Source organism: Haloarcula sp. CGMCC 1.6347 (assembly GCF_037078395.1).
Taxonomy (GTDB): domain Archaea; phylum Halobacteriota; class Halobacteria; order Halobacteriales; family Haloarculaceae; genus Haloarcula; species Haloarcula amylolytica.
Genome location: NZ_JAYMGX010000001.1, coordinates 612,541 through 637,755, shown reverse-complemented (window position 1 = coordinate 637,755; position 25,215 = coordinate 612,541). Strand labels below are relative to the sequence as shown.

The 25,215-nt window shown below is 64.6% G+C and carries 29 protein-coding genes and 2 tRNA genes; 17 read left to right on the top strand and 14 right to left on the bottom strand.

Features of this window, described 5'->3' with window-relative positions:
- Positions 1-6 precede the first annotated feature (6 nt).
- The 11 genes from VI340_RS03450 to VI340_RS03400 all read left to right on the top strand — a co-directional run bounded on the left by VI340_RS03450 (position 7) and on the right by VI340_RS03400 (position 6,628).
- The gene (locus tag VI340_RS03450) at positions 7-759 is read left to right on the top strand and encodes a hypothetical protein (RefSeq protein ID WP_008310297.1); all 753 of its coding nucleotides are present in this window, start codon (positions 7-9) and stop codon (positions 757-759) included.
- Positions 760-785: 26 nt separating this feature from the next.
- Positions 786-869: transfer RNA gene (locus tag VI340_RS03445), tRNA-Ser, on the top strand.
- A 368-nt stretch (positions 870-1,237) separates the two neighbouring features.
- Entirely contained in the window at positions 1,238-2,500 is a 1,263-nt protein-coding gene (locus VI340_RS03440; RefSeq protein ID WP_336329921.1) for a PGF-pre-PGF domain-containing protein, read from the top strand.
- Between the two features lie 45 nt (positions 2,501-2,545).
- A complete protein-coding gene (locus VI340_RS03435) occupies positions 2,546-2,845 on the top strand; it encodes a DUF5785 family protein (protein ID WP_004593490.1) in 300 nt (99 codons plus the stop codon).
- 57 nt (positions 2,846-2,902) lie between these two features.
- On the top strand, positions 2,903-3,241 hold the full coding sequence (locus VI340_RS03430) for a DUF7344 domain-containing protein (RefSeq protein WP_008310303.1): 339 nt from the start codon (positions 2,903-2,905) through the stop codon (positions 3,239-3,241).
- A 108-nt stretch (positions 3,242-3,349) separates the two neighbouring features.
- Positions 3,350-4,123, top strand: a complete 774-nt coding sequence (locus tag VI340_RS03425) for a GTP cyclohydrolase III (protein WP_049942942.1) — start codon at positions 3,350-3,352, stop codon at positions 4,121-4,123.
- A gap of 67 nt (positions 4,124-4,190) precedes the next feature.
- The gene (locus tag VI340_RS03420) at positions 4,191-4,766 is read left to right on the top strand and encodes a CBS domain-containing protein (RefSeq protein ID WP_336357790.1); all 576 of its coding nucleotides are present in this window, start codon (positions 4,191-4,193) and stop codon (positions 4,764-4,766) included.
- An 86-nt stretch (positions 4,767-4,852) separates the two neighbouring features.
- Entirely contained in the window at positions 4,853-5,320 is a 468-nt protein-coding gene (locus VI340_RS03415) for a GNAT family N-acetyltransferase (RefSeq protein WP_008310309.1), read from the top strand.
- Positions 5,321-5,352: 32 nt separating this feature from the next.
- Positions 5,353-5,426 (top strand) — tRNA-Thr (locus tag VI340_RS03410).
- Positions 5,427-5,461: 35 nt separating this feature from the next.
- A complete protein-coding gene (msrB, locus tag VI340_RS03405; protein WP_008310311.1) occupies positions 5,462-5,866 on the top strand; it encodes a peptide-methionine (R)-S-oxide reductase MsrB in 405 nt (134 codons plus the stop codon).
- 48 nt (positions 5,867-5,914) lie between these two features.
- The gene (locus VI340_RS03400; RefSeq protein ID WP_008310313.1) at positions 5,915-6,628 is read left to right on the top strand and encodes a hypothetical protein; all 714 of its coding nucleotides are present in this window, start codon (positions 5,915-5,917) and stop codon (positions 6,626-6,628) included.
- On the opposite strand, the gene VI340_RS03395 is transcribed toward VI340_RS03400, so the two are convergent.
- The 6 genes from VI340_RS03395 to VI340_RS03370 form a co-directional block, all read right to left on the bottom strand.
- Positions 6,601-6,858: a glutaredoxin family protein gene (locus VI340_RS03395; RefSeq protein WP_008310315.1), complete on the bottom strand. Its 258-nt coding sequence runs from the start codon at positions 6,856-6,858 to the stop codon at positions 6,601-6,603. The genes VI340_RS03400 and VI340_RS03395 overlap by 28 nt on opposite strands.
- A gap of 66 nt (positions 6,859-6,924) precedes the next feature.
- Positions 6,925-7,389 (bottom strand): nucleoside-diphosphate kinase, encoded by a 465-nt coding sequence (ndk, locus tag VI340_RS03390; RefSeq protein WP_008310318.1) that lies wholly within the window; start codon positions 7,387-7,389, stop codon positions 6,925-6,927.
- Positions 7,389-7,736: a 50S ribosomal protein L24e gene (locus VI340_RS03385; RefSeq protein WP_336357789.1), complete on the bottom strand. Its 348-nt coding sequence runs from the start codon at positions 7,734-7,736 to the stop codon at positions 7,389-7,391. Before VI340_RS03385 ends, ndk begins: the two co-directional genes overlap by 1 nt.
- A 2-nt stretch (positions 7,737-7,738) precedes the next feature.
- A complete protein-coding gene (locus VI340_RS03380; RefSeq protein WP_004516764.1) occupies positions 7,739-7,966 on the bottom strand; it encodes a 30S ribosomal protein S28e in 228 nt (75 codons plus the stop codon).
- A gap of 11 nt (positions 7,967-7,977) precedes the next feature.
- Positions 7,978-8,340: a 50S ribosomal protein L7Ae gene (rpl7ae, locus tag VI340_RS03375; RefSeq protein ID WP_004516765.1), complete on the bottom strand. Its 363-nt coding sequence runs from the start codon at positions 8,338-8,340 to the stop codon at positions 7,978-7,980.
- 213 nt (positions 8,341-8,553) lie between these two features.
- Positions 8,554-9,567, bottom strand: a complete 1,014-nt coding sequence (locus VI340_RS03370) for an NAD(P)H-dependent flavin oxidoreductase (RefSeq protein ID WP_336357788.1) — start codon at positions 9,565-9,567, stop codon at positions 8,554-8,556.
- 87 nt (positions 9,568-9,654) lie between these two features.
- Between VI340_RS03370 and tmcA the strand changes: the two genes are divergently transcribed.
- From tmcA to VI340_RS03345, 5 genes are all read left to right on the top strand, one after another.
- Entirely contained in the window at positions 9,655-11,892 is a 2,238-nt protein-coding gene (gene tmcA, locus VI340_RS03365; RefSeq protein WP_336357787.1) for a tRNA(Met) cytidine acetyltransferase TmcA, read from the top strand.
- Positions 11,889-12,386 carry a DUF456 domain-containing protein gene (locus tag VI340_RS03360; protein WP_008310323.1) on the top strand — a complete coding sequence of 166 codons (498 nt, stop codon included), beginning with the start codon at positions 11,889-11,891 and terminating at the stop codon, positions 12,384-12,386. The genes tmcA and VI340_RS03360 overlap by 4 nt, the downstream gene beginning before the upstream one ends.
- Complete coding sequence (locus VI340_RS03355) at positions 12,383-12,547, top strand: hypothetical protein (RefSeq protein ID WP_008310325.1); 165 nt, start codon at positions 12,383-12,385, stop codon at positions 12,545-12,547. The genes VI340_RS03360 and VI340_RS03355 overlap by 4 nt, the downstream gene beginning before the upstream one ends.
- Before the next feature lie 123 nt (positions 12,548-12,670).
- On the top strand, positions 12,671-14,272 hold the full coding sequence (locus VI340_RS03350; protein ID WP_008310326.1) for a class I adenylate-forming enzyme family protein: 1,602 nt from the start codon (positions 12,671-12,673) through the stop codon (positions 14,270-14,272).
- A gap of 76 nt (positions 14,273-14,348) precedes the next feature.
- A complete protein-coding gene (locus VI340_RS03345) occupies positions 14,349-15,329 on the top strand; it encodes an LLM class flavin-dependent oxidoreductase (RefSeq protein WP_008310327.1) in 981 nt (326 codons plus the stop codon).
- Here VI340_RS03345 and VI340_RS03340 read toward each other — a convergent pair.
- The 8 genes from VI340_RS03340 to VI340_RS03305 all read right to left on the bottom strand — a co-directional run bounded on the left by VI340_RS03340 (position 15,326) and on the right by VI340_RS03305 (position 22,372).
- A complete protein-coding gene (locus tag VI340_RS03340; protein WP_336357786.1) occupies positions 15,326-16,057 on the bottom strand; it encodes a GNAT family N-acetyltransferase in 732 nt (243 codons plus the stop codon). The two genes, VI340_RS03345 and VI340_RS03340, sit on opposite strands and share 4 nt — an antisense overlap.
- 68 nt (positions 16,058-16,125) lie before the next feature.
- Positions 16,126-16,485: a hypothetical protein gene (locus VI340_RS03335; protein WP_336329923.1), complete on the bottom strand. Its 360-nt coding sequence runs from the start codon at positions 16,483-16,485 to the stop codon at positions 16,126-16,128.
- An 11-nt stretch (positions 16,486-16,496) separates the two neighbouring features.
- Entirely contained in the window at positions 16,497-18,158 is a 1,662-nt protein-coding gene (locus tag VI340_RS03330; protein WP_336357785.1) for an FAD-dependent monooxygenase, read from the bottom strand.
- A complete protein-coding gene (locus tag VI340_RS03325) occupies positions 18,151-19,815 on the bottom strand; it encodes an electron transfer flavoprotein subunit alpha/FixB family protein (protein WP_336357784.1) in 1,665 nt (554 codons plus the stop codon). Before VI340_RS03325 ends, VI340_RS03330 begins: the two co-directional genes overlap by 8 nt.
- A 2-nt stretch (positions 19,816-19,817) precedes the next feature.
- Positions 19,818-20,672, bottom strand: a complete 855-nt coding sequence (locus VI340_RS03320; protein WP_336357783.1) for an electron transfer flavoprotein subunit beta/FixA family protein — start codon at positions 20,670-20,672, stop codon at positions 19,818-19,820.
- Between the two features lie 204 nt (positions 20,673-20,876).
- Positions 20,877-21,206 carry a 4Fe-4S dicluster domain-containing protein gene (locus VI340_RS03315; RefSeq protein WP_004593526.1) on the bottom strand — a complete coding sequence of 110 codons (330 nt, stop codon included), beginning with the start codon at positions 21,204-21,206 and terminating at the stop codon, positions 20,877-20,879.
- A 49-nt stretch (positions 21,207-21,255) separates the two neighbouring features.
- Positions 21,256-22,212 (bottom strand): alpha/beta hydrolase, encoded by a 957-nt coding sequence (locus VI340_RS03310; RefSeq protein WP_336357782.1) that lies wholly within the window; start codon positions 22,210-22,212, stop codon positions 21,256-21,258.
- A gap of 37 nt (positions 22,213-22,249) precedes the next feature.
- Positions 22,250-22,372, bottom strand: a complete 123-nt coding sequence (locus VI340_RS03305) for a hypothetical protein (protein WP_336329784.1) — start codon at positions 22,370-22,372, stop codon at positions 22,250-22,252.
- A 394-nt stretch (positions 22,373-22,766) separates the two neighbouring features.
- On the opposite strand from VI340_RS03305, the gene VI340_RS03300 reads away from it, so the two are divergent.
- Positions 22,767-25,208, top strand: a complete 2,442-nt coding sequence (locus VI340_RS03300; protein ID WP_336357781.1) for a PAS domain S-box protein — start codon at positions 22,767-22,769, stop codon at positions 25,206-25,208.
- Positions 25,209-25,215: the final 7 nt, after the last annotated feature.

The window sequence follows — 25,215 nt, the reverse complement described above, 5'->3', positions numbered from 1 at the left end:
GACAGTATGACTACGGTAACTGTACTGGCTGATCCGCCAGTCGAAGGGGTCGTGTTACAGGACCTGGCGGGCGACCTCTTGGACGACGCCGAGGCGGCTGGACTGTACGAGGCAATGCTGCTTGACGTCTGTCGTGCGGTGGAGATCAGCGGGGCCGAACTGTTGGTGAACTACCGTCCCTCGGAGCAGGTCCCAGACGGCGTAGACCCCGAGACTGCGGTGCGAGAGCCAGTGACAGAGGCCCTCGAATCGCCAGGCAACGCCCGGTTCGAGGTACAGGTCGGCTCGACGTTCGCCGGTCGGGTCGGGAACACTGTCACACACCTCCTCGACCGGGAAGACGTCGCAACCGTCGCCGCCGTCGAACCGACAGCGGCACTGTTGAACCGCCAACTCATCGACAGCGCGGCGATGAAACTCCGATCCAGCGGCGTGGTACTCGGCCCTGCTGAGGGCGGCCGTGTCTACTACGCGGGTTTCGGCGAGCCGATAGATTTCGAGGACAGCTACGCCACCCCAGCGGTCGAAACCATCGGCGAGCGCGCCGCGGATGCCGGCCTCGACGTGGACTTTCTCCCGTCGACGCCGGTCCTCGAAACGCAATCGGATCTCAAAACGATGGTTCCGCTGCTACGCGCCCGGAACCGAGCTGGTCGGGTCGTACCGGAACGGACGATGACGTTCCTCGATGACCTCGGAATCCGTGTTGTCGACGACGAGGGCGAGCCGACCGTGGTCCGAGAGACCGACAGGTCTTAGAAGGCCCACGCAGTATGCCCGACTGCGGTGGGATGGCAGAGCGGCCTATTGCGCCTGCCTTGAAAGCAGGTATCCTCACGGATTCCTGGGTTCAAATCCCAGTCCCACCGTATTTTGCCACGAACAAACCGTGAGTGGCAAGTACACCAGCTGAGATTTGAAGCCGACGAGTCGCAGCGCACACAGTGAGTGCGACCGTCTTGCTCTGGTTCGAATGCAACTACAGCAACGTTCGGTCCAGTCCGAGAGCCTACAGAAGAGGTGGACAGAATTCGCTGCCTTCCGATGTGTAGGCACAGTTTACCGAATCGAAGCAATCGGGCGGTTTTATGTCGATGGTCTGGATTATATTTGCGTAATGGTACGTGAAGATAGGTCCCCAAAGCAGCATCTTCCGGGTCTCCTAATCGTCTGTGTCGTCTCTCTCCTCCTCGCAGCCACGGTAGCGGGCCCCGCTGTTGCTGAACCGAGTCTGTTCGTGTCCGGCGCGTCGAAAGACGCGAACACGATACTGGCCGGTGAATCGGTAAACGTCACGGCAACGGTCCAGAACACCGGCAGCTCGGGCGGCGCGTTGAGCATTGAGTACGTAGTAAACGGCACAACCAGAGCAACCGATCGAGTGGTCGTCGACGCCGACTCGTCGGTCGAGCGGACGCAGGCACTGGAGTTTGATACCCCTGGAACGTACAGAATAAAAGTCAAAAGCCCAGGGAAATCAGCTGGTCGAGTCAAGGTTAAGCCGGCACTAGTCGAGACAACGCGTACGGACTCGACTACGCGGCAGCTCAAGATACGCGGTGGGACAGTCCCGACGAACGAACCCTACGAACTGAACGTATCGGAACAAACGAACCGATCCTTTGCCGTCCAGTCCTGGACGGTCAACGCATCACGGCAGGCATTCACGCAGGACGTGACCGAGTACACTGATCCCAGCGCGGCAGACCTTGCGGTACCGTCCGGTGACGACGCATCGGTGTTCGGTGTGGTGACTGTCGGGTCGTCGGACGGCGTCGAGCCGTCGTCGATGCAGTTCGCGCTGGACCGCTCAACACTCCAGTCAGCCGGAATAACACCACAGGATGTCCGCGTGTATCATCGCGTCAACGGATCCTGGAAAGCCGCCGAAACGACCGTCGCCACGGAGCAGCCCGACCGTATTGTTTACGAGGCGGATACCGTAGGGGCGACGGCCTACGCCATCGGGAAAATTGAGCCGTCGTTCTCCGTCACGCGAACGTCAGTCGTCAGCGAACAGGCGACAGACGGATATCGGGTCAGCGTCAGAGGAACTGTCGAAAACGCCGGCAGTGCCCCAGGCACGTACGACGCGCAGATGCGGGTAGACGACGAGGTCGTCAACCAGACCTCGGTGACTGTGCCGGCAGACACCGAACAGACAGTGACGCTGTCGACGGTCGTGACGACGCCGGGGACGTTCCAGATCGGCTTCAACGACGTCAACGCCGGTGAAATCAAAGTAACCGAGAGCCAACTCCAGACCGACGAGAACGGCGGTGCCGAGCCGAAGACGGAGCCGACTGGAACGGAGCCAGCAGTCCAGACCGAACCCGCGGGTGACGGTGACGGCGGACTCGGGCCGCTCCCGGCGACGGTCATGGGCATCAGTACAGTGCTGGTCATCGGCGGACTTCTCGGTGCGTTACTCCTGTTCGGCGTCGTCATTGCGCTCCTCCGACGGGGTGGCAGCCGGAACGACAGCGGCTTCGAACTGTAGGCGGGGAGAGAAACCCTTTTTGTGCCAGTGTCCAGAGAATCGCGTATGGATTGGCCACACGATCCGGACGGTGAGGAAGGAAGCGAGGGCCGGCGCAAGTACGGCCACGCTGTGCTGGCGAAGAAAGTCGACGAGGACGAGGACTTCCCACTGACTGCCGAGGAATACGTCGAACAGTACGGGGACCACCCGGTTCGGATCGACTACGAGACGGTCGTCAGCGTGGCGGACATCTTCGAGTACGTCGATCAGGAGGAGTTCGAGGACTTCCCGGACTTTCACAAATCTCTCGGGCGCGCGCTGCGCGAGGCGGACTGGTGGCCGTACAGACTCGAACAGGCCTGACTGTGTGGAGTGTGTGGGCACGACACATACTTGTGGGAGGCCGGTGTAGCGTCGCGTATGGCGACGACATCTTCAAGCGGCGACCGCACCGAGCAGGGACTCCCCGAGGAGGTTGTTGCCGATCTGTTGTCGGACGACACTCGCCGTCGCGCGCTCTCGATACTGGCAGACCGCGGTGAACCGGTTGTCGTCGCAGACCTCGCGGCGGCGGTTCTGGCGGCCCAGCGTGACATCGAGCCAGCGGCAGTCCCTGACGCTGACAGGGACGAACTCACCGAGGAACTGTTCATCGAGCACCTCCCGAAACTAACGGCAACGGACGTCGTCGCGTACGATTCGATGATCGGGACCGTCGAGATACAGCGCCCCGACGCGGTGCCGACTGACCCCCGTTGAATCGGCTCGCATGTCCGGAGTCCGACACCGGCCGGACCGGCCTTCAGTCCACTCTGCCGGTTAATTTCGACAGAGCAATACCCGTTGCTTCTAAACGAACGATGGACAGTGACCAACACCCAGATCACCCATATACAGATTGATAACTACGGGCCGTGGACTGTGACACCTGAGCCCCGCCGTGAAGTCGACTTGCAGACGCTCCAGTCCCGGTTGTACGCTGACCTCGCACAGTTGTTCGGGAACCGCGACGGCTACATCTTCTTCTCGCGGTTCGACAACATGATCGCCGTGACGAACGGACTGGACGAGGCGGCACACGCACTCATTCAGGAGTCCGTCGGCAATCGCTACCCGGTGACGATGAGCCTCTCGGTCGCGACGGGAACGACACCCGTCTCGGCGCTGGGAACGGCGACAGAGCAGCTACAGGAGGCCGGTAGCGCACAGGACAAGGGCCGGCGAGAAGTGCTACGCGGCCAGACGATCGGCGAGGAGTTCCGGAAGCCCACAGACGTGCAACTCGCGCATTTCGATGTCGACGACGCCACCGAGAAGTACACCGACCAGCTCAACGAGTTCGACACGTTCATCCAGATCGAGCAGGGGTACGCGGCGCTCATGAAGTATATGCGCGAAGCCCACGACTCGTTGTCGTTTTTCGTCGGCGGTGACAACGTCATCGCGGTCTGTCCGGACCTGGACGAGGCAGACTACCACGATGCAATCAACCACGTCCGTGACGCGGTCGACGTAGAGTTGAAAGTCGGTGTCGGACGCGGGCGGACGGCAGCTACGGCCGGGATGGACGCCAAGCACGCGTTAGAGACCTGTCGGGCGACTGGCGAGGCCGTTAGCATCGAAACCGAGACAACCGAGTAAGTTGTGAACCACGCGATATAAACGTAGTGGAGGTATCTTTTAGACCGGTCGTGTGGTACTTAGGCACATGAACGGTGAGGTCACTGTGCGGGAGGTTATGAACAGAGAGTACGTCGGCGCAAGCGAGTCCGACGACCTCCTCGAAACGACGGAGTTGCTGATCCGAGAGGACCAGCATCCGATTCTCGTGTTACGGGGGAACGAACCGGTCGGCGTCGCGACGGACAGGGACGTGCTGGCGTACATCGTCGACGGTGGCAACCCGGAGACTGCCACCGTCGGCGACGTGATGCGTGAATCCATTCCGACAATCGGACCCGATGCTGGACTCCCGGCGGCCCGGGACCGAATGGCGACACGGTCCGCCGAATTTCTCCTGGTAACGGCCGACGGAGAGCCTCTCGGAACGCTGACCGAGCACGACATCCTCTCGACTGCGAGGTTAGAGAGCGAGGCGACGGAGGTCGCCGAGCAACCCTCGACGGTTGCGACGACCGGGCAGGAAGCCACCACCGACGGGATGCAGTCCGCCGCCGAGGATTCGTTCGATAATCAGGGTATCTGTTCCGCCTGTAGCACGTTTACACGGGACCTGGCGTCGTTCAACGGGCAACTCCTCTGTGCGGACTGTCGTGACGTCTGACCCACGCCAGCCGGTCCCACCTCTCACAGCGGACGGATACGGCGGCGTAGCCGAACTGTTTTGACCGTACGACACGGAGTAGCACCGTGGAAATCGCCACCGCCTCGATGGACGACGTGGACACCATCGTCGACCTGTGGGTCCGACTGGCGGAGAGCCAACGTACCCACGGCTCACATCTGTTCGGGGACCGGAACCGGACCGCGGTCCGGGAGACTGTCGTACAGCGCGTTGTCGCCGAGAACGTCCGTATCGCCCGTATAAACCGGCAGATCGTCGGGTTCGTCATGGTGACCATCGACAGCGGCCGGTACGAACAAGACGAGACGCGGGGTATCATCGAGAACATCTTCGTGGAACCGGTCCACAGGAGTCAGGGAGTCGGTAGCGAACTGCTCGATACGGCGGAGGAGCTACTTCGCGAGGCCGGTGCGGAGATCCTCGCGCTGGAGGTGATGGCGGACAACGAATCCGCCCGACAGTTCTACCGAGCACACGGCTACGCACCACACCGAATCGAGCTCGAAAAGCCGACCGAAAACGATACTCTCTAAACGGTCCCCACACAACGCAGGTATACAACCGCGCCAGGGGAGCTTGGGTGGTCCAAGCACTCGACTTGTAATCGAGAGTTCGTGGGTTCAAATCCCACCCCTGGCTTTAGGTTTTTACCACTGGAAAGCGTACGGTAGCCCATGAGTGAATCCAAAGGAGAACTCCCGGACAACGACGAAGAGTGGCGCGAAATTCTCTCCGACGAGGAGTACCGAATCCTCCGCGAGTCCGGAACAGAGCCGCGGTTCAGCAGCGACCTCATCGACGTAGAAGACGAGGGCGTGTTCACCTGTGCCGGCTGTGGGACGGAACTGTTCGATAGCGACAGGAAGTTCGAATCGGAGACCGGCTGGCCGAGCTTCTGGGACGTGTATCAGGAAGGCAACGTCGAGACACAGGCAGACAACAGCCACGGGATGGAGCGAACGGAAGTCGTCTGTGCCGAGTGTGGCGGTCATCTGGGCCACGTATTCGACGACGGACCGGAGCCGAGCGGGAAGCGGTACTGCATCAACGGCGCGGCGCTCGACTTCGAGTCGGAGTAGCGACCACCGGAACCCTTTTTTCCGTCATTGAAGTTGATACGGCTAGACGTGACTGAACACGGGACCGACGAGGCGGACGGCGAGGGGGCCGGGGTACCGGTCGACGAGTCGCTGGTGGACGAGCCACCGACCGCCACTGCCGAGCAGCCACAGCCGGAGAGTCACCTGCTAGCCGAGAGCCTCCGAACGTTTCCGTGGCTCCGGGCTGCCGGCGTCGCCGCCGGGACGCTGGCTGTCGAGTATCTGCTCGTCACGCTGCTATTTCTCGTCGGCCCGCCGGAGGTCGGCCTGCAGGAGCTGTCGGACCGGCTGGTCCAGTACGGGTTCGTGCTGTACAACGCCCATCATGTGCCGACACTGGTGACTGCGACAGGTGCCGAGGTGTACGGCTCGGCCGCGCGGAACGTCCTGTACGGTGTTGAGAACGCGAGCATCCCCCCTATCGTCTATTTCCTGATACCTATCGTCTCGCTGCTCACCGTCGGCGCACTGTTCGAACGCTACCGCGGCGATTCCCGGTCAGACAGCCTGCTCGAAGAGGCAGCGCTCGTCGGAACCGGCATCGGATTTGGCTACGTCGTCACTGGGTTTATCGGGAGCTTCGTGTTCGTCCGGACAGTTATGTTCGACGGCGGGGGCGAGGGACAGGCCGCACCAGCGGTGCTGTGGCTCCTGATTCTGATGTTCTTCCTCCCATTGCTATTTGCGAGCCTCGGCGCGGCCGCCCGCTACCTCTACACCGACTGGGCTTCGGGCGCGTAGGTCGTCTCGATAAATTCGAGGATGCGCTCGGACTCTGCCATCGTGACGCCGCGGTCGTCGTCGACCAGCACCGGGACGCCCCGCTGGCCGGAGACCCGCTTCACTTCGTCACGTTCTGAGTGCAGCGCCTCGACCCAGACGCTGTCGTAGTCGATCCCGAGTTCGTCCAGTCGGTCGGCGACTTTCTCGCAGTACGGACAGCCGTCGAGCTGGTAGAGCGTCAGGCTCATACTGAGCGGTACGGACGCCGCCCTCAAGGTGGTTGTGCTCGAAAAAACGCGACAGCCGATCTGGCGTTACTCGTACAGCCAGGGCGCGTCGATCTGGTCCCAGTCGACGAGTTCGTCCTCGTCGAAGAACAGCTCGATTTCGCGCTCGTTTGCGCCCTCGTCCTCGTGGTCGGAGCCGTGGATGACGTTCCGACCGAGGTCGAGCCCGTAGTCACCGCGGATGGTGCCGGGAGCCGATTCGGCGGGGTCGGTCTCGCCCATCATGGTGCGGACCTGCCGGGTCGCGTCCTGGCCCTCCCAGACCATCGCAAATACGGGTCCGGAGGTGATGAAGTCGACGAGTCCGTCGAAGAACGGCTTGTCCTCGTGCTCGCCGTAGTGCTCCTCGGCGAGCTCCTGGTCGATCTGCATGAACTTGCCACCGACCATCTTCAGGCCGCGGTCCTCGAAGCGGGAGACGATGTCCCCGATGAGACCGCGCTGGACGCCGTCAGGCTTGACCATCACGAACGTACGCTCGTGTTCGGACATCAGGCCTCGGCCTCCTCGGCTTCTTCGTCCTCGACGTCTTCGTCAGCGTCCTCGTCGGCCTCGTCCGCAGCCGCTTCCTCGGCGTCTGCTTCGGCCTCGTCAGCGTCAGCTGCCGGTTCTGCGTCCGCCTCTTCGGCTTCGTCCTCGACCGCTTCCTCGACCTCACCGGCCTCGCCGCGGGCGGTGTCGGTCCATTCGAGGTTGCGGGCCTCGCGGCCCAGGTCGGCGTTGTTCTCGCACTTCGAGGAACAGAAGTGCGTGGTCGCGCCGTCCTTGTGGACGAACATCGTCCCCGTGCCGGGTTCGATGTCCGTGCCGCAGTAGTCACATTCGCGTGTCCGGGGCATGGTTACTGCCCTCCGATGGTGTCGGCCTCGCGAGCCGTCTCGCGGAGCTGGAGCACGTCACCTTCGCGGACCGGGCCGAGAACGTTGCGCGTGATGATGCGCCCCTGGTTCTCGCCTTCGCGGATGCGGCACTTGACCTGCATGGCCTCGCCGTGCATCCCCGTCCGGCCCACGACTTCGATAACCTCGGCGGGCGTGGAACCGCTGCTTTCGGATTCCTCAGCGCTCATCCGAGGTCACCTCACCGAAGCTCCTCGACCTTGTCGGCGATGTCCTCGACATCGGCGTCAGCCTCACCGGCGTCGGTGACGGCTGCGGCGGCCGAGCCGACTTCGAGCCCGGCGGCGTGACCGAGGTCGTCCTGCTGCTCGACGAAGATGAAGGGAACGCCCTTCTCGTCGGCAAGCTCCGGAATGTGCATGACGATTTCCTCGGGCTGGACGTCTTCGGCGACGAAGACGAGCTCAGCGGAGCCGCGCTCGATGGCTTTTGTCGTTTCGTTTGTACCCTTCTTTACCGCGCCTGTGTCCCGGGCGACCTCGAGCGCCTCAAGGGCGTCGTCTTCGAGGTCCGCGGGAACGTCGAAATCTACGTATACTGGCATTTGTATGTTCACCTCCTGCGCGCGAGCTCAGGCTCCCCCGCCGTGTCCGGGCCGCGAGGCCCGTCACACCGTGATGGTGTGTATCCTGAAAAGGCTGGGAGCATCATCAACTCGGCGCAGGCTGTACCCCATTCTGTGCCACCGGCCCTAAAAGCGCTTTCGAAGCCGAAATCGCGTGCCAGGCCGGCACACGGGTGCTGTCGGGTGGTCTGTCTATTCCGCGGCCGCCGACGCATCGGCCAGCGCAGCCCTCGCGTCGGAGACGAGACGGGCAACCACCTCGCCGGCGGGCCGAACGTCCTGTGCGAGCCCGGCGCTCTGGCCAGCGTAGTGGGGCAGGGCTTCGACGTCGCCGGTCATGTCCGCAAGCGGAGGCATATCAGCAAGCCGACTGATCGGCTCGCCGTCGGGCATCCGTGCGACCTGTTCGGAATCGCTGCCGCCGGTTTCCCCATCTGAATCGGCACCGGGCTGCTGTCTGACTTCGTCGGTTTCGAGGACCCGGTGTGGCTGGTCCGGCCAGCCCCGGTCGAACAGTTCGGTGAACCGCGTCGCCGTCTCGGGCGCATCGACGATGCGTTCCCGGTAGGTCTCGTGCGCGCCCGATTCTGTGGTCGCCACGAACCGAGTGCCGAACCAGCCGCCGTCAGCCCCAAGTGTCAGCGCCGCCGCGAGGCCGCGACCGTCGCCGAGACCGCCGGCTGCGACGACTGGCACTGGAACCGCGTCAGCCACCCGCGGGAGCAGTGCCATCGTCGTCACGTCGCTCTGGATGTGGCCGCCGGCCTCCCGACCCTGTGCAACGACGACATCGGCTCCGGCGTCGGCGGCAGCCTCGGCCTCGGCGGCACTTCCGACCGTTACCATCGCCGTCCCACCGGCCTCGTGGACCCGGTCGATGTACGGTTCGGCGTCGCCAAAGGAGAAGGAGACAACCGACGTGCCCGCGTCCAGACACGCATCGAGACACGCCGACGGCGAGAGCACGCCCGTCGATTCGTCGAGGACGACGTTGACGCCGATCACGCCGTCTGTCGCGGTTGCGGCTTCCGTGTATGCATCACGAATCGCGTCGGCATCGCGCCACGACATCGCCAGCATCCCGAGGCCACCCGCGTCCGCGACCGCCGCGGCCAGGGCCGGCGTGGAGACGCTTCCGACCGGTGCCTGCACAACTGGGTGGTGGATACCGATTTTGGCACAGAGCGGGGTCTGGAGGGGTGCCATACCGGCGACTGTGCCCGATCCGGTAAAAGCGTACCTCGATGGCGCCGTGACCGTCAGGTCCATACTGACTCGTCCGCCACCACCGGTATGGACATCGCGCGCTCGCTCCGAGCCGAGGCCCGCCGCGCAAACGAGCGGCGACTGCTCGTGCTGGCGGGCGACCCCGACCGAACCCGGGCGCGAGCGAGGGCAGCCCTCGACGCTGCGGATATCCCCAGCGCTGAGACGACCGTCGTCGGGCCGGAGTCGTTCCTCGACTGTGAACACCACGAGCAGTCCCGCGCCGGGGACCTCCTCGGGCGGACCCGGACGGCCGTCGTCGTCGATGCGCACGAGGAACTGCGGCCGGACGCGGTCGGGCGGACCGTCGGTGCAGTCGACGGCGGCGGCCTCTACGTTATTCTCGCGCCGCCGCTGGACCGATGGCCCGAGGAGCGGGACGGGTTCGACGCCTCGCTCGCGGTCCCGCCGTTCGGCGTCGAGGACGTGACCGGCCACTTCCGCCGTCGGTTCGTCGAGACGCTCCGGGCACACCGGGGTATCGCCATCGTCGACGCCGACACGGGCACTGTCGAGCAGGATGGTCTGACGAATCCGCCGCCGAGTCACCCGGTTCCAGACCCGGAACTGCCAGCCGACGCGCGGTTCCGCTCCGAGACCTACGCCCAGTGTCTCACCGACGACCAGCGGGACGCAGTCCAGGCGTTCGAGGGGCTGCGGGACGACGGTACGGCGGTCGTGGTCGAGGCCGACCGCGGTCGAGGGAAATCCAGCGCCGCCGGGCTGGCCGCCGGCAATCTCGCCGCGGCGGGCAGGGACGTGCTGGTGACCGCACCGCAGTACCGGAGTGCCGGCGAGGTGTTCGCGCGGGCAGCACATCTGCTGGGAACCCTCGATAATGGTTTCACGCACGATCAGGCGTCGGCCCCCCACCGGCTCGACGTTTCGGGGGCGGGCTGTGTGCGGTACTCGTCCCCCGACGAGGCCGCGGCGTTACCGGACGATCCTGACGTGGTCATCGTCGACGAGGCCGCGGCCCTGCCAGTCCGGCGACTCGAACAGTTCCTCGACGCCCCGGCGGTCGCCTTTACCACGACCGTCCACGGCTACGAGGGGGCGGGCCGGGGCTTCTCGGTGCGGTTCCGGGACCGCCTGGCGGAAAGCGACCACACGGTCACCGACGTGTCGATGACGACGCCCATCCGGTACGGCGACGCCGATCCCGTGGAGGTGTGGGCGTTCCGGGCGCTGTTGCTGGACGCGCGCCCGCCGGTCGACCAGCTCATCACCGAAGCGACGCCGGAAACCGTCGAGTACCGCCGGCTCTCGACGGCTGACCTGCTCGCCGACGAACACCTGCTCCGGGAGACCTTCGGCCTACTCGTGCTGGCCCACTACCGGACGGAACCCTCGGATCTGGCTCGACTGCTCGACGCACCCAATCTCACTGTCCGGGCACTGACCCACGAGGGCCACGTCGTCGCGGTCGCGTTGCTGGCTCAGGAGGGCAGGCTCTCGGCGGACACGCGAGCCACGATGTACGAGGGCGGGCGGGTCCGCGGGAACATGCTTCCGGACGTGCTGTCGACGCAGCTCCGGGACGAGGCCGCCGGGATTCCGGTCGGCCAGCGGGTCCTCCGCATCGCGACCCACGCCGCGGCCCGGTCCCGCGGGCTCGGCTCCGAACTCCTCTCGGAAATCGAGACGGAGTTCGCCGACCAAGTGGACTGGCTTGGGGTCAGCTACGGTGCGACGCCGGAACTCGTCCGCTTCTGGGCGGACAACGGTTACAGTACCGTGCACCTCGCCACCTCGCGAAACGCGACCAGCGGCGAGTACTCCGTCGTGATGCTGGACCCCTGTTCCGACGACGGGGCGGCGCTCTCGACCCGACACAGTGGATGGTTTCAGGACCGCATCGCGGCGGTGCTGTCAGACTCGCTCGACGACTGCGACCCAGACGTGGTCCGGGCCGTCATCGAGGCGACCGACGTGGAGCCGACGCTCTCGCTCTCCGAATGGGAGTGGCGACTGGTCGCGGGCGTCCCCGGCGGCGCGTCGGTTCTCGACACGAACCCGAAGCCGTTCCGTGAACTCACCCGTCGACACCTCTCGGACGCGGCGGAGCGGACCGCGCTGTCACCGCGAGAGGAACGCCTGCTTGTCCGAAAAGTCCTGCAAGCGCATCCGTGGCCGACTGTTGCCACGGAACTGGATTTCGTCTCTGAGCGGGAGTGTATGCGAACGCTGGGCGGAATAGTCGAAAGATTGACGCGTCTGTACGGCGACGATTGGGTACAGGAGGAACTCGACAGACACCAATGAGCCTGCTCGGCCTCGAAACGCTGCTGTTCGTGCTCGCGTTCGCCCTGCTGGTCGGCGGTGTCATCGGTAGCCTCACACCGCAGGTCCCCGGCGCACTCGTCTCGCTCGCCGGCGTCTATCTCTACTGGGTCGCCAGCGGCATGACCGAGCCCGGAACGATCGTACTGGCCCTGTTGACGCTGGTCGGCCTGCTGACGTGGGCCGTCGACATTGCGGGCGGGGCCGTCGCCGCACGCGTCGGCGGGGCGTCGAACTGGACGGCGGCCTTGGCTGGCGTCGTGGCGCTCGTCCTCTTTTTCGTCACCGGACCACTCGGCATCCTGTTGGGCGTCGCCGGCACGGTGTTCGTCGTCGAGTTCTACCGGCAGGAGGACGCTCGCGGGAGCGCGAAGGCCGCCCTGGTGACGACCGTCGGCATGCTCGCCTCGGGCATCGTCCAGGCCCTGCTGACGGCGTCGATACTGGTCACTATGGTCGCCGTCGCGCTCCTATGACTCGGTGTGCCGAGGACGACTGCGGGAACGAGGCCGCAGTCGAACTCCACATCCCCTGGGACGCGAACCGCGAAGTGTGTCCGAACCACGCTCGCGTCTGGGCGCAGAAGGACGGCGTCGTCCCCGCGCCGATGGACGGCCACGAGGACGAGTGGCCGTAGGCTGTTGTTCTCCCGATAGACAGATTAGTTCACACGGAGGTATCGGTTCGGGTGGCTGTCAACCGTTCACGAAGAAAATATAATAATAATTGGGATTGAATACGACAAGTGAGGCGTGTTATCATGAAACGCGAGATGCTCACCACCGACTTCATCGACCGTGCAGCGGACATCTACGACGACGTGACCGGTATCGTCGCCCACGACGGCACCGAGTACACGTACGCCGAGGTAAACGAGCGGGTCAACCGGTTGGCCCACGCGCTGTCGGACCGGGGCGTCTCGAAGGGGAGTCGCGTGGCCGTCCTCGCGCCGAACACACACTACTTCATCGAGACGCTGTACGCGACGAACAAACTCGGTGCCGTGTTCGTCCCGCTGAACTACCGGCTCGACCCCGCGAAAATCGAGTATATTCTGAACGATTGTGAAGCGGCGACGGTAATCGCCGACTACGACTTCGCGGAGAAGGTCCAGCCGGTACGGGACGACATTCCTGCGGAGACGTTCATCGGGTACGAGCCCGACCGTATCGACGGGGAATGGGAAGCCTACAGCGGTATCCTCGACGGGCAGCCGACAGCCGAACCGGACCGGCCGGACATGGCCGAGGACGACGACGCCAGCATCAACTACACGTCCGGCACGACAGGGGACCCGAAGGGCGTGGTCAGAACCCATCGGACAGAGAGCTGGCACGCGCTGGTGCTCAATCAGCACATGGAGATACGGGACGACGACACGTACCTCTGGACGCTCCCGATGTTCCACTGCAACGGCTGGGGCCACACCTACGCCATCACCGGGACCGGCGGCACTCACGTCTGTCAGCGGACCTTCGACGCCGCGGACACCTTCCGGCGAGTGCGAGAGTACGACGTGTCGTTCATGTGCGGCGCGCCGACGGTGCTGAACAAACTCATCCAGCACTACCGGGCTCACGACGGCGACGTCGTGACACAGGGTGACCGCGAGGTACGGATCGCGACGGCCGGCAGTGCCCCGGCGACGGCGACCATCGAACGCGTCGAAGACGAGTTCGGCTGGCGCATCATCCACATCTACGGCCTGACCGAGACGGCCCCGATCATCACGACCAGCAACTCCCCGCGGCGCATCGCCGAGCGGGGCCGGGAACTCAAGGTCACGCAGGGGTCCCAGGTGCTGTGTACCGATATCAGGGTCGTCGACGAGGACGGGAACGACGTGCCACGCGACGGGACGACCATCGGCGAGATCGTGGTGCAGGGCAACCAGGTGATGGACCGCTATCTCAACAAGCCCGAGATCACCGAGGAGGCATTCAACGACCGCGTCGAAGGGTACTTCCACACCGGCGACCTCGCGACGTGGGACGAGGACGGAATGGTACAGATCATGGACCGCCGGAAGGACATCATCATCTCCGGCGGTGAGAACATCTCCTCTATCGAACTGGAAGACGAACTGTACGACCACCCCGATGTCCTGAAAGCCGCGGTCATTCCGGCCCCGAGCGAGGACTGGGGCGAGACGCCGATGGCAATTGTCGTCCCGACGGCCGACAGCGACGCGACCGAACAGGATATTCTCGAGTTCCTCAGGGAACGCGTCGCAAGCTACAAGGTTCCTGCAGGTATCGACTTCCGGGACTCGCTCCCTGAAACGGCGACCGGGAAAATCCAGAAGTACGAACTCCGCGAGGAGTACTGGCAGGAGCAGGAGCGGATGATTGGCCAGGAGTGAGGGTGCCAGGGTAGAAAGGAACGGCAGCGAGCTACCAACACGATTCTTTATTAGGTTTCCGGCGGTCGGTCACACCATGCATCTGGGAGTCGTCGTGCCACGCGTCGAGGACCACAGCACAATCGACCTGGCCGTCGAGGCCGAAAACTGGGGCTACGACTCGGTCTGGCTGAACGAACTGTGGGGTGCCAGTTCCGTCGTCGAACTCACGGACATCGCGACCCGGACTGACGACATCGAAATCGGGAGCGCGATACTCAACGTCTTCTCGCGGTCGCCGGCCGTGCTGGCGATGACAGCGACGACCCTCGACAGGGTCTCAGACGGGCGGGCAGTCCTGGGCCTGGGAACGAGTACAGCCCGGTCCATCGAGAACATGCACAGCATGGAGTTCGAGCGACCGGTCCGTCGCGCCCACGAGACCATCGACATAGTCAAACAGCTCATGACGAGCGACGAACGGGTGACCTACGACGGCGAGGTTGTGTCGGTCAGGGGCGTTCCGCCGCTAGACCGCGACGTGCCGGTGTATCACGCCGCGCTCGGGCCGGCGAACAGGCGAGTCGTCGCCAGACTCGCCGACGGCTGGCTGCCGCACATGATTCCGTTCTCCGAACTGGAGTCGGCGTTCGACTACATCACGGAGACGGCACGCGATGCCGACCGCGACCCGAGCGAGATTTCCGTCGCCCCGTACGTGCCGGCGGTGGTCCACGAGGACTCCGAGCGGGCGACCGAGGAACTCCGACAGCACATCGCCTACTACGTCGGCAGCGGCGAGGGGTATCGCCGGGCCGTCGCGGAGACGTATCCGGACCGGGCGGAGCGCATCGCCGACGCCTGGCAGGCGGGTGACCGCGGGGAGGCGACGGAGCTCGTCACTGACGAGATGACGGCTGACCTCGGCATCGCCGGGACGCCGGCTCAGGCCCGCGAAAAGAGAGATTCGATAGCGGAGAGGGAGATAATCGACAAACTCCTGCTGACAGTGCCACAGCAAGTCGACGGTGACCTGGCTCGGGAGACAATTCGGGCGCTGGGTCGGACGGAGTCCTAGAGGTCGACTTCCATCATCACCTCGTCGGCGTACTCGTCGCCGAACTTGTAGTGGTCTTCACGGACGGCTTCGGTGTCCCAGCCGTGGCCTTCGAGGAACTCGATCGCGTCCTCGTTCGTCGATGGGACAGAGTTGTACAGCTTCTCGTAGCCGTTCGACGCCGCCCACTCGGTGCCCCGGGCGAGCAGCTGGGAACCGATACCGTGGCCCCGATACCGTTCAAGGACACCCAGCGTCAGCTCCGCCGTGTGGCTGAGCTTCTCCACTTCAGGGTGTTTGAGGTGGACCCACCCGACAACGTCGTCGTCGATGCAGGCGACGAAGAAGATGCGCGACTCCAGTTCGTTGTGTCGGAGCAACACACCCTCGCTGTCCACCACGTCGGCGACAGTCTCAGCGTCGACGTACTCGCCGCCGCCGATAGCGGCTCGGATGGCCCCGACGAGGCCGGTCAGGTCCTCCTGACGGGCCTGCCGAATGGTGAACTCGATGTCGTCGGCCTCGAACTCCTCCTCGACGGTGTCGTTGTACGCGATGCGGAGTTCCCCGTCGATTTCTGCCAGCACGCCGTCGCGTTTGAGTATCGCGACGTGGTGGCCGAACGGGCGCGGGTCCATCTGCAGCGACGTCCGTGCGGCTCGTGGCTCAACTGACCCGTGCGATTCGACGTACTCGTAGATGTCCCGTCGGTCCTCGTGGTCGAACTGCAGTGGCTCTGTTAGCTCCATGGTACCTGCTACCACGACACAGTACTTAGTCTTTTATCAAAGATCGTGTAAGTCACAGTAGACAGTCGCTACTGCTCCGGAACGCCGGTCAAAAGAACCGCCACGTCGCGGGCGTTGTGCGTATCGACGAGCAGCTCTGCGGCCGCTCTGACACTGTAGGTGCCGGCTAACTCCACGCCGTAGCAGGTGGCGTAGCAGTCAAGCCAGTCGTTCATCGTCCGTTCCAGCCGCTCGAACTCCGCTTCGGAGAACCGGACCCACGACCCGCCGGTCCGGGCCTCGCAGTACAGGGCTACTGTGGGACCGAACCCCTCCCGAACGATTTCCATCGCGCGCTCCTCGTCCGGCGGGTCGGGGTCCAGCGACTCGTGGGCCTCCTCGGCCCGGCGGGAGAGCGCCCGGATTCGGTCGTCGTACTGGCCGCGCATCGCCGAACAGGTCACCCCTGCTTGAACTCCACCCCTTTCCCGCCAGCGGGGTGCTCCCACTCGGTGTCGGCGACGATGGCGCAGGTCCCGCACTCGACGCAGGGCTGGGTATCGAGGCTCACGAGGTGTTCCTCGCTGCCGTTAGTTTTGACCGTCTCGTCGCGGTAACAGCCGCCGCCAAAGTCCTGGGCACTGACCGGGCAGGCCGTGACGGCGGTCCCAGACGCCTCGAAGGAGTTGTCGACCAGTTCGATGTGCGGGTCGCCCACGTCGTAGGTCAGGTCGCCAATACGGTCGGCCAAATCGGGCGGGGAGACGGTGTTCTCGTCGGTCACGGGCTCGCCCAGTTCCTCGGCGATGACCGTCGGCAGCGTCACGTAGGGCAGTTTGGTGTCGGGGATCATCGACACCATGCGCGGCGACGAGTAGGCCCGTTCGAGCAACCCGGCCGCCGCGCGGACCCCGAATCGGCCGACTGCGGAGTCGGCGACGGCGTTCGAGAGGTCGTCGACGGGACTGAGTTCGCCGAGCTGCCCGAACACCTTGTACCCGGTCGGCCGGAGCTTGTCCATCACGCCCTCGTCGTGGAGTTTCTTCTCGTACAGCTCGCCGGCCTGGGATGGATCGTTCCGCGCCCTCGCGTCGGCGAACGCCTCGGCGGCCAGCGCCCCGGCGGTGACGGCGTGGTTCATCCCTTTGATGATGGGGCCCTGGGCCTGCATCTGACCGGCGGCGTCGCCGACCAGCACGAGGCGGTCCTTGTGGGGCGAGGGATGGGCCGCCTTCTTCGAGTCCGGAACCAGTTTCGCGCTGTACTCGCGCTCGTTGTACTCGTCGCCGAGCCACTGGGCCATGAGTGGATGGGTGAGCAGGCTGTCCAGCAGTTCGTGTGGCTCGGCCCGCTCCTCGGCGATGGAGTCGAGGTGGAACACGGTGCCGATAGACAGCGAGGATTCGTTGGTGTACAGGAAGCCGCCGCCCCGGACGCCGTCGAACAGGTCGCCAGAGAACAGGTGGGCCGCGCCGTCGTCGGGGGCCACGTCGAAGCGATCGTTGATGACCTCGGGCTCCATGTCGACGACGGCCTTGACGCCCTGGAACCACTCCTCGGGCTCTTCCCAGTCCATCAGCCCGGCGTCGCGGGCGAGCTCGGAGTTGACACCGTCGGCCGCCACCACGATGTCGGCCTTGATCGGGTCTAGCTCCTCGGTCGTCACGCCGACGATTTCGCCCCGCTCGCGGAGCAGGCCCGTGACGTGGACCTCGGTCAGGAGGCCGCCGCCGGTCTCCCGGGTGCGCTCGTGGACCTGCTGGGCGAGCCACGAGTCCATCTTCCGGCGCAACACCGCGTCGGCCCAGGCCGTGTCGTGGTGGTGCAGGTCGCCGATGTCGAAGGATTTCACCTTGTCGCCGGCGATGTTGTGGATGAGGTTCTCCGTCACCGGCCGCTCCGTCGCCTCCTCGCGGAAGTCCGGGAACAGCCCGTCGATGGTGTAGGGGGCCGACTCCTCGGCGTAGATGAGCCCGCCCGAGACGTTCTTCGAGCCGGCGTCGACGCCGCGTTCGAGCACGAGCGTCTCGACGCCGTTTCGCGCGAGCGTCGCCGCCGCGGCGGCCCCGCCCGGTCCGCAGCCGACGACGACCGCCTCGTACTCCTCAACGGCGTCAGTCATCGCTGGCCTCCATCATCGCACCCAGTTCACCGGCTTCGACCGCCTCGGTCAACTGCGGGAGCACCTCGAACAGGTCCCCCTCGATGAGGTAGTCCGAGAAGTCACGGATGTCGGCGTCCGGATTAGTGTTGACGGCGATTATCGTGTCCGACTCGTCGCAGCCGACCTTGTGCTGAATCGCGCCGGAGATGCCCGCCGCGATGTACACGTCAGGTTCGACTTCCTGCCCGGACTCGCCGATCTGGCGCTCTTCGGTGACGTACTGCTCGACGTGGCTGTCGAAGGAGTACGACGAAGTGATGACGCCGCGGGACAGTCCCAGGTCAGCCTCGTCGAAGGCGTCAACGAGGTCCAGCGCCTGCTCGATGCCCTGTGTCGGGTCGTCGCCGATGCCCCGGCCGACGGCGACGACGACGTCGTTGCCGGTGAGGTCGACGCCGCCGGAGAGGCGGTCGTACTCCTCGACCTCGACTGTGAACCACTCCTCGTCGAGGTCCATCTCGTAGTCGACGACCTCGCCGTCGCGCTCGTAATCTGGGTCGGGCATCTCGAAGCTCCCCGGAATCACCGACGCCCCTTGCGGGTGGAAGTCCCGGTTGGGCTTGTCGATACAGAGAATCGTCGAGTACTCGAACCCGGAGAAGTCCGGGCGCTTCATGTGCAACACCCGTTCGAACTCCTTCTTGTCACCGGCGGTGCCGACTTTCGCGGGGTTGGAGATCATCGCGCTCTCGATGTACAGCCCCGAACAGTCGGAGGCCAGCCCGGAGTCGAGTTCGCCCTGGACGAGCGCCGAGAGGTCCCGGCCGTTGTTCGTCGCCGGGAAGACGGTGTAGCGCGGCTCGTGGTAGTCCTTCCACGCGACGTCCTCGCGGCCCTCGGCGGCGAGTTCGCCGCCGGCACGGGCCATGTCACAGAAAATCTCTGTGTAGGGCTGGTGGCGGAACCGTTCTAAACGGGGGTCCTCGTGGTAGACGACGAGGTCCGCGCCGTAGGCGATGACGTCCTCGACGTGGTCGCTCGCGTCGGACCCGATGAGCACGGCGACCACGCGCTCGTCCTCATCGTAGTCCTCGTTGTAGGTGTCCATCAGTTCCCGGGCCTTCCCGAGCATCTCCTTCGAGACGTCGACGAGTTCGCCGGCCTGGGTCTCGCAGTACACCCACATGTCGCGGTACTCTGCCCCGACGGTCCCTTCGACCCACTGTTTGTCGTTGGTCGGGTGGTCGAGTTCGGGATACTTCTCCTCCGGCGGAACGTACTCGACTTCCGCCGTCTCCTCACCTTCGGTTTCCTCGGTCCCTTCGACGGACTCGATGCGGCTCTCTATCTGGGACTTCGCCGTCTTGCGGTCCTGGCCCGCTTTCTCGCGTTCGAGCAGGTCTCTGAGCACGTCGCCGTCGTCGACCTCTCGAACCATGTTCGCCACGTCGGCAACCGTGAGGTCAGCGAGGTCGACGGTTTCCGGGTCCATCTCGCCGTCGCCCTCGTCCTCGACTTTCTCGATGCGGTCCTCGATGAGCGTCTTGACCGGGACTCGATTCTCGCCGTCTTCCTCCAGCGCCAGCATCGCCCGCAGTTCGTCCGCGTCGTCGACGTCCTTGATTTTCGGGCCTAGCTCGGCAATCTCGTGTTCCGTGGGGTCGATGTCAGGCATGGTCAGTCACCTACCGCGTACGGCGTAAGTTCGTCCAGTATCGGCACCAGCGCCTCGCTGTCGTCGGCTTCAATAATCGTCGCCTCACGCTCGGAGGGAGCCTTCGGAATCGGGTCGACACCGGAGACAATGGTCGGGGACCCGTCGAGCCCGATGTAGTCCGGGTCGAGGTTGAGGTCTTCGTGGTCCCAGACCGTGAGATAGTCCTCGTACTCCTCGGCCCGTTCCTGAGTCTCATCGCGGAGATCCTTGTGTTTCAGCCGGTGGCTCGCCTTCCGGTAAGTCGGTTCGAACTCGGGGTCGGCGACGATGAAACACGGCATCGGCGCTTCGACCGTCTCGATCTCGGAGATGTCGCCATCGACCAGCCGCTTGGCCCGGACGGTGCCGGCGTTCTCGTCGATGTCGAGCGAGACGACGTGGGTAATCATCGGCCAGTCCAGACACCAGCAGGTCTGTGGGCCGGTGTGACCCGTCTCGCCGTCGGCCGTCTTGAACCCGGCAAACACCAGATCGGGCTGGTCGTCCAGTTTCTGCAGGCCGGTGGCGACGGTCATCGCAGTGGCCCACGTATCTGCGGCCCCCATCTCACGGTCCGAGAGGAGATACAGGTCGTCGGCGTACACGTCCCGCATCCCCTCCTGTAAGACCTCTTTGTATCCCGGTGGCCCCATGCTCATCAGCGAGACGTGCCCCCCGTTGCGGACTTTCGTCTGGAACGCCGCCCGAAGCGCGTGCTTGTCGTTGGGGTTCATCACCGTCGGTGTCTTCCCGCGTTCGAGATGGCCATCCTCGTCGAACGATACCTGTCCCTCGCGGAAGTCCGGTACGCCTTTTGTCATGACGACTGTATGCATGGTATCACGACCCTCGTGAGTGTATCTCACACAAGAATCTATAATAAATGTATGTTTACAAATCTGTATGACAGGTCGGCGTCTCTGTCTCAGGTGAGGTAGAATCCGGCAGCACGCTGTATGACGACAGGCTGACAGCTACAGGGCGTTTATATCTGGGGTGTAGAACGCTGCAATCCCGCGGAAACAGGACAGTCCGATAGTTCAGATACGACCGGCACGGCCTGGGTCCACGTCGATGGCGTCGACCGGACACACGTCGACACAGAGCATGCAGTCGATGCACTGCTCCTCGTGGGCGGGGTCGGCCTTGATTTCGCTCTCCGGGTGGTCCGGCGTGTCGACCCACTCGAACACGTCAACGGGGCAGTCCTCCAGACACGCGCCGTCGGCGATGCAGATGTCGAAGTCGACGGCGACGTGTGTCCCGTGGATGCCCAGTTCCTCGGGCTCGTCGACCGGCCCCCAGACGTCGTGTCCGTCGTGCTGTTCGACAACGTCGCGGTTCTCCTCGAACTCCGGATCTATGGCCATTGGTATCTTATCTCACTTTTGCGAGCTACTTAACTTTTCGACCTGACCGTCAGAATCCGGGGCCGTCACGGCGATCCGGGCCCCGAGTGTCCTCCGGTCCGAGATCGTCGATACGGTCGGCCGGTCCCGGCAGGTCGCCGCCGGGCAAGCCGGTTTTCTCGCCTGTACCGGCCCTGTCACCAGTATCCGGACCGCCGACTCCGACTCGCCGGATGAACTCGACGGTCCGTTCGTACACGTCATCGTAGTGCGTCCCGTGGAAGGGGAAGCCGTGATCCGACGGCACCGTCTCGTGGACGACATCGGTCATCGGCCCGAGCGCGTCGGCCAGTAGTTCGGACTGGGCTGGCGGGATGACGTCGTCGTCGGTCCCGTGGAGCAACAGCGTCGGCGGAGCGTCGGTGTTCACCTGTCCGACCGGCGAGGCGAGGTCGTAGGCCGCGGGTTCGTCATCGGGTCCGCCGCCGAGATACGCGCGATGGCCCTCGCCTGCTGGGACGTCGGTGGTGCTGTCGAGCGCGTGGAAGTCGTAGACGCCGGCGTAGCCGACAGCGGCCGACAGCGCCGAAGACGCGCCGGGGTACAGTTCGGGTTCGAACCCGGGTTCATCCGCCGTCAGCGCTGCCAGGACAACGAGATTCGCGCCCGCCGAGTGGCCGACGCCGACGATGCGGTCAGTGTCCGCGCCGTAGCTCTCGCCCTCCGTTCTGGCCCACTCGATAGCGGCTTTCACGTCGACCAACGCCGCCGGGAACGTCCACTCCGGCGCGAGCCGATACCGAGGCTCGATAACCAGAAAGCCGTCCGCAGCGAGGTCAAGCGCGTGCCGGGCGAACTCGCCCTTGTCGCCGGACGTGAACGCGCCACCGCGGACAAGCACGGCGACCGGTTTCGGGCCGCTGGCCGCTGGCGAGTCGTACAGATCGAGCGTCAGCGTCTCGCCGTCCCCCTCGTGGAACGGGATGTCACGCTGCACTGTCACTGACTCCGGGGCGCGGTCTGTCACGGGCTACAGTCGGGCCGTCGCGGACATAAGCCCGACGCTATTCGCTCTCGACGCTGGAGTCGAGCGAGGCATCGGCATCGCGGGCGGCCACCGACGCCGCAGCCCCAACCAGCGCCATCACAGCCGCTGGGCCACACGTTCGCGATACCCGACTGGTCACTGCTGCGTTCCTGCAGGCGAACGAAGTCACCGCTGGAGAACCCGCTGTCCGCCGGAGCCTGCTGGCCGATGACTGCCATCCCACTCGCCGGCTCTCTGTTCTTGAGGGATTGACAGTCAGTTACATCGTTCTGAACGAAGCGAAAAAGCTCGGTTATCGGGCGGTACACCTGCGGCCCGACGGTTAGCCTTCGACCTCGATTTGCTTACTGCGGGCCGTTGCGCCCGTCTCGACGGGCAGGCGCACTTCGAGGATCCCGTTCGTACAGGCCTCAGTCGGGTTAGAAGGAATGATGCGGATAATGGTGGACCGGCTACAGGCAAGCGCTATTTTTACTAATAATACCCATCTACCGATAAGATAAAGTGGGAATAGGCGTATCGTTACTGGAACGATGTACGGCCGCTTCGTGACGGCCCTGTGGGTCCTGACGGGCCTTTCCGCGGTGTTTTCACTACTCGCGTGGCGCAAGCGGGATGACCCTGGCGGGACGCCGATGGTAGTGTTTCACCTCGCTCTATCAGTCGGTGCTGCCAGCTACGCCGTCGACATCACCGCGACGACGCTGTCGACCCAGTTGCTCGCCCGACAGGTCGCGACCATCGCGCAGGGTGCAGTCGCCATCGCCTGGCTGTATGCCGCGTTGCAGTACGCCGACTTCGACCGGGCGGTGACACGCCGGGCCGTCGGGCTACTGTCGCTTGATCCACTGATACTGGTGGCCGTGTTCGTCTTTCCGGGCGTATCGCTGTTCGACCTCCCGCCCAGCGGCTCTGTGGGGTCGCTGGTGGTGACGGCCGGGACCGGCCTCACAGCGGTGTTCGTCGCCCACATGGCGACAATTCTGATTGCGGCGCTCGCCGGGACAGTCGTTCTCGTTCAGTTGTTCGTCCGCTCGCGACACCTGTACCGAACACAGGCCGCTGCCGTCCTCGTCGCGGCGCTGGCTCCCTGGACCATTGCGCTGACCCAGCAGTACTTCCTACAGATTCCCGAAGACGCCACGATTTTCGCCTGGGGAGTCTCCGGGATAGCGATGACGACCGGGCTCTACACGTTCAAGACACTCGACCCGGTGCCAGCCGCCCAGAAGACCATCGTCGAGCAAATGGGCGATGGAACGCTCGTTCTGGACGTCGACGGTTGTATCAGCCACGCGAACCCAGCGGCCGAGACCCTCCTCGCTGGCCCCGAGGAAACGCTCGTTGGCCAGCCAGTGGACACCGTCATTCCGACCTGGGACAAAGTCGCGGTCGACGACGACGGACAGTCAGACTGGTCGGAACTCGCCCTCACCGTGGACGGACAGCAGCGGTTCGTCGAGCTCGAAGTGACCCCGTTTACCGACCGGTTCGACGGACTCGTTGGCCGTCTCGTCGTCCTCCGGGACGTCACGGAGCGGAAGCAGCGCGAACAGCGGCTGGCGCAGTACAAGACGATTTTCGAGGGCGTCAGCGAACCCGTCTACGTCCTCGACGAGCACGACCGGTTCGTCACGTACAACGACCCGTTCGCCGAACTGGTCGGTACCGTCGAGGACAGTCTCGTCGGCGAACGCTTCGAGACGGTGCTGGGACAGATGGAAACCGAACCGGTGGACGACGGGTCGGGGGAGTTCCTGATACGGACCGCGTCCGGCGAACAGGTCCCCTGTGAAGTCGACGCAGCGGACATCGAACTGGCCGGCGGTGAGTCCGGCCGCGTCGGCATCGTCCGTGACATCTCACAGCGAAAGGAAATCGAGTCCGAACTCGCAGTGACGACCGAGCGCCTAGAGACGCTCGTCGAGGCCGCCCCGCTCGCGATTATTGCGACAGACACCGGCGGGGTCGTCGAGGTCTGGAACCCCGCCGCAACGGAGCTGTTCGGCTGGTCTGCGAACGAGGTTCTGGGCGAAACGGTCCCCGTTATCCCGGCCGAAAATCGACGGCAGACCATCGAGCTTCATGCGCAGGTACTCGAGGGCGAGCGTCTGGCAGGCCACGAAACGGAACTCCAGCGAAAAGACGGGAGCCACGTCGACGTGAGCCTCGCTGCTGCCCCGATACGCGGCCTCAGTGGCTCTGTGGTCGGCAGCGTCTCCGTCATCACGGACATCACCGACCAGAAGCGGCGGGAGCGACAACTCCAACTCCAGAACGAGCGGCTGGACGAGTTCGCCAGCCTCGTCAGCCACGACCTCCGGAACCCCTTGCAGGTCGCCAGCGGCCATCTGGAACTGGCGTCACAGGACGCTTCGGCGGACGTACGCGAGTCGATAACGGCCGCAACGGACGCCCTCAATCGGATGGAGACGCTCATCGACCACACCCTGACGCTGGCCCGCGAGGGGCGTGACATCGGCGACCCCGAACCGGTGTCGCTCCGAGACACGTTCGCTCGGGCGTGGGACGCCGCGCCAACGAGCGCGGCTGAGCGCCGGATTCGGGACCCGCCGGAGCGCGTACTGGCCGACCCCGACCGCCTCGTCGAACTGTTCCAGAACCTCGTACGAAACGCCGTGGAACACGGCAGAGACGGTGCTACTCCCGAATCCGGGCCAGCGGTCGACGGGGCAGGGGCGGTCACCATAACGCTCGGAGCCACGCCGGACGGCTTCTACGTCGCCGACAACGGCCCGGGGATTCCGCCGGCCCAGCGGGACGCCGTCCTCGAATCGGGCTACAGTACGAGCGATGACGGCACCGGGTTCGGCCTGTCGATAGTCGAAACGATCGCTGAGGCCCACGGCTGGGAACTGAAAATTACCGACAGCGAGGACGGCGGCGCCCGGTTCGAGTTCAGCGGCGTCGAGATCGAGACACAGGGCGAAGAACCGACCGCAGAGTCGTCGTGACGGCGGC